Genomic DNA, 4,431 nt, shown 5'->3' with positions numbered 1-4,431 from the left:
CCCAACCACATGGGCAACTTGTTCAGGGGACCACTTCTGGACTTGAATCTTTTCTTTGATCAAGTGTTTAAGGTTTTTAGTGAGCGAAGACTTCCGCCCCCGTTGACTAACCTTACGTTCAAAGTCAGTTTGCGCTAGCTCAGCCTGGTACTCACTATTTAGCCGGTGAAGTTCGTTAAAGACTGTGGTTTTACTAAAGCCTAAGTAATTAGCGATGTATCGCAAGGAACGTCCTTCATTATGAAGCGTTTCAATGACAACACGGTTCTGGAATGATAAAATAGTGGTGCTCATCAAGGTCCTTCTTTCTAATGGATTGTACGGTAACACCATTAAAGACCTTGATGGGTTTTTCTGTCCACTTAAATGTTCAACTTAAATTTTACAATCTACCATTTTTATAGTGAGGAAGCTCAGGATCACGGCCAATTACCGTAATTCTGGGCTTTCAAGTTTCAGTTAGCGTATAATATGAATATAATGACCCTTTACAGTTGAAATGAGGGTGAGAAAAGACTTTATTTTCTCACCCTCATTATTGTTCTCGAATGGTTATACAATAATTGTGATGGAAAATTAGGTTAACGCACTTCATATATCCATTTTGTGAATATTTACTGGCTTTCGTTTGAGACTCATTCGGATGATAGCGAATAACCATTTTGTCATCCATCCTTTACTTACTTTTTTCGAGAAATCAATGACTTTATTACTACAGTGTGAATAAATCGATAGTAAAATGATAAGAAGTCACAAAGGCCTAAATATCAAGCGCAACTAAGGAAGATGACAATGACACAACATATTACAATTACAGAAGTCGCTAAAGCTGCTGGCGTTTCAGTAACTACCGTTTCGCGGATTCTTAATGGTCACTATGAAAAGATGCGGCCAGCAACTCGAAGACGAGTTGAGAAAACAATTCGAAACCTTAATTTTGTTCCCACAGCATCAGCCCAGCGTCTTCGGCAGACACAAAGTTATGTAATTGGTATCCTGGTTGGAGATATTTCCAATCCCTTTTCATCCCTTCTTGCCAAGGGAATTGATGATGTGTTGCAGGGGGCAGGGTATGATATCTTGTTAATGAATACTAACAACTCAATTGATACTGAAGCACGAGCATTAGAACGACTATATCAGCAACGGGTTGATGGAATCATTGTCCAACCAGATTCACGCCAGTTTTCGCAGTATGAATTAGCGATAAAGAATAAGCTGCCGCTTGTTGTTGTTGACCGGGAAGTTGATGACCAACCCCAAACTATTGGGAAGGTGACCAGTGCTAACCGAGATGCTTGTTACCGATTAGGGAGAATTCTTAGTCAGCGTGGCTATAATAATATCTTGACTATTAGCGCCCACTATGCTGAAGCATCAGGCCAGATCCCGCGAATTGCTGGCCTTAAATTAGCGGCGGAAGATAATGGTTTAAGTTATCATAATATTGAAACACGTGGTCATAACAGGCGATGGTTAGCTAAAACATTCTTTAAACAATTTAATGCTTTGGGTGGTCGTACAGCTGTTGTATCACTAATGGGCCCTGTCCTTTTCGACCTACTCAGTATTTTTAAGGACCTTAATCTGACATTTCCCACAGATTTAGGCCTCGTTAGCTTTGATGATTGGGAATGGTCACAGTATGTCGGTGATGGGATTTTCCTTCTAAAGCAAGATATGGAGCTGATGGGGAACATTGCCGCTAATAAACTCCTTACCCAAATAAAAAAAGGGGATAATACCAGTTCAACCACTTTTCTTCCTGTTGAGATTGTTGCTCGTCATTCACTTTAGGGTATAAATATACTTTGCTTAGGCAATTAGGTATTAAGGAACGCTAACTAGGTTTATTGGCTCTTTATTCAACATTAATAAAAAAGGACATTCAGTGGTGCTACTTTTTTAATTTGACAACAGAATGTTGATTTAAGAACTTCAAGTTTATAGTGACGGCGGATTATTATAAATAAGGTAGATTCAACATGCATAACTTAATTTTTCTTACAGATTTAACAGGAACTAACTTAGACCCCTATGTGCGGCTCAATGAAGCGCAGCTTTTTCACGCTCGGGAACCTCAACCGGGCTTATTCATTGCGGAAAGCCCTAAAGTAATTGAGCGTGCCTTGCGGGCCGGCTACCGGCCGGCTACGCTTTTGGTGGGAAAAAAGGATTTGACACGTGATTTAGCCGACTTGGACCATGAAATGGCGGTCAATAAAACAACGGGACTCGGTCAGACACCAATTTATGTCGCTAGCAGTGACCTTCTTCGTCAGTTGTCCGGCTATAATCTTTTGCGGGGTGCGCTTGCAGCAATGTATCGGGTAAAACGGCCTTGTCTAGCCGAGTTTTTGACCAAGATGCCACCCATTCATCCCCGGATTGCGGTTCTTGAAAGCGTGGTTAATCCAACCAATATTGGGGCAATCTTTCGTTCAGCAGCGGCACTGGGGATAGATGGAGTAATTGTAACTAGTGATTCTGCCGATCCGTTTTATCGGCGTGCTTCTCGCGTAGCAATGGGAACTGTTTTCCAAGTACCGTGGACCTATATAGATGCTAAGTCCTGGCAAGCCGAAGGGGTTAGCATCCTTCATCACTTTGGCTACCAAACGGCTGCGATGGCATTACGTCATAATACTGTTAGTATTGATAATCCCCAGCTGGCTAAGGTAGATAAACTTGCAATCGTTCTTGGTTCGGAAGGCCCCGGATTAAGAGAGAAGACAATTATGCAGAGTGATTTTACAATTAAAATTCCGATGGCTCCGGGGGTCGACTCTTTAAATGTTGCCGTTGCCGCTGCCTCAGCCTTAGCTTTCTGGGAGCTGGGGAATCAAAAGGCCCGGTAGCCGCTATATTGAGTAGACCGGTGATGTGGTCCTAAGTCTTTCGTACGTTAGAATTAAAAAGCGTTCGAATTGAAATAAAAGCGGGATTCTGTATTCTATGTCGGCCACCAATTAAGTAAGCAAATCTTTGTACCCAGCAAATAATATAAGATACACTAGGCCTAATTAATTGAGGAGGGATTGGTATGAAGAAGTATGACGAAATCTTAATTGGCTCTGGCCCCGCTGCTTATAAAATGGCCAACCTATTGGCAAGAACTAGTCATAAGGTATTAGTGATTGAGGGCTTTGAATATGGGGGGACTTGCCCTAACTATGGTTGTGAACCGAAGATTTTCCTTGAAGGAGCAGTCCGAACTGTCCTGCAATCTCAACAGCTTCTTAATCATGGTATCGGTCAGCCGGCACAGCTAGATTGGCAAGCGCTGATGCGGACTAAACTGGCACGCTTTAATCCGTGGCCAGCTGAGACGCGGGAAATTATTAAGCGTAATCACGATATTGAGGATGGCTATGCCCACTTTGTTGATGACCATACCATTATGGTCAATGGTTACCAATATCAGGCTAATCACATTATTATTGCTACAGGGCAAGCACCGAATATTCTCGACATCCCTGGGAAGAAATATTTGCACACGAGTTACGACCTGCTATCCCTTAAGCAACTTCCCAAGCGCATTGCTGTTATTGGAGCAGGTTTTGTCGGCCTTGAATTAGCAACCCTGGTCGCTGCAGCTGGAGCTGATGTAACCGTGATTGTTCATTCTGACCGGGTTCTCCGTGATTTTACTGCGGTTGAGGATCGGGCACTGGTTGAAGCAATGCAAGACCGGGGAATCCAATTTAGATTTAATACTGTCACTAAAGCGGTTAGTCAAACCGCGGCTGGCTTGAAAATTGTCACCAACCAGGGGTCCGTTAAAACTGACTATATTCTTGATGCCACGGGACGGCGCCCAAATGTTGAAAGACTAGCGTTAGCAAACACCGGAATTAAACATGATCGCCACGGGATTAAAGTTGATGGGCACTTGATGACGAGTGTCGATGGCGTTTACGCCATTGGGGATGTTGTGAGCCGTAAGCAGCCGAAGTTAACCCCAGTAGCTGAATTTGAGGGTCACTACCTCTTTGACTACTTAACTGGTAAGACTAGCCAGGAAATAGTTTACCCAATAATTGGGCAGGCAGCCTTTACCTTTCCCGAAGTTGCCCGGGTTGGAGTTAATGCTGATGATGTCGCTGATAATGCTGACTATCGGGTCAAAATGGTTCCCCTCAAATACGGGAGCTTATACGCCGGACAAAATGACCAGGTTAGCACCTTAACACTGGTATTTAAGGGCCAGCAACTAGTGGGTGTAAGCGAAATTGACGATTATGCGGCCGATGATATTAATAACTTTTTGCCAATTATCGGCTTGAAAATCAGCGGGGAAGAATACCGGAAGAGAATACTAGCAATTTATCCGACCCTTGGCGACAAGGTGGCGGGACTATTACCCTAGTTTGTGATATGGCAGATTGCAAGAAATAACTTGAACGAATTTAGTGACGTAGATTAAGCAGG

The 4,431-nt window shown here is 43.2% G+C and carries 4 protein-coding genes; 3 read left to right on the top strand and 1 reads right to left on the bottom strand.

The features are described 5' to 3' along the window. On the bottom strand, positions 1-294 hold a 294-nt coding region (locus FD32_RS05955), incomplete at its 3' end, for a helix-turn-helix domain-containing protein (RefSeq protein ID WP_156410641.1). Positions 295-792: 498 nt separating this feature from the next. On the opposite strand from FD32_RS05955, the gene FD32_RS05950 reads away from it, so the two are divergent. From FD32_RS05950 to FD32_RS05940, 3 genes are all read left to right on the top strand, one after another. Beyond that, the gene (locus FD32_RS05950; protein ID WP_047769630.1) at positions 793-1,797 is read left to right on the top strand and encodes a LacI family DNA-binding transcriptional regulator; all 1,005 of its coding nucleotides are present in this window, start codon (positions 793-795) and stop codon (positions 1,795-1,797) included. Between the two features lie 188 nt (positions 1,798-1,985). Further along, the gene (locus FD32_RS05945) at positions 1,986-2,858 is read left to right on the top strand and encodes a TrmH family RNA methyltransferase (protein ID WP_047769628.1); all 873 of its coding nucleotides are present in this window, start codon (positions 1,986-1,988) and stop codon (positions 2,856-2,858) included. Between the two features lie 185 nt (positions 2,859-3,043). Next, positions 3,044-4,369, top strand: a complete 1,326-nt coding sequence (locus FD32_RS05940; RefSeq protein ID WP_047769626.1) for a dihydrolipoyl dehydrogenase family protein — start codon at positions 3,044-3,046, stop codon at positions 4,367-4,369. Positions 4,370-4,431 lie beyond the last annotated feature (62 nt).

The organism is Limosilactobacillus panis DSM 6035, from assembly GCF_001435935.1.
GTDB lineage: Bacteria > Bacillota > Bacilli > Lactobacillales > Lactobacillaceae > Limosilactobacillus > Limosilactobacillus panis.
This window is presented reverse-complemented; position numbering and strand designations above follow the sequence as displayed.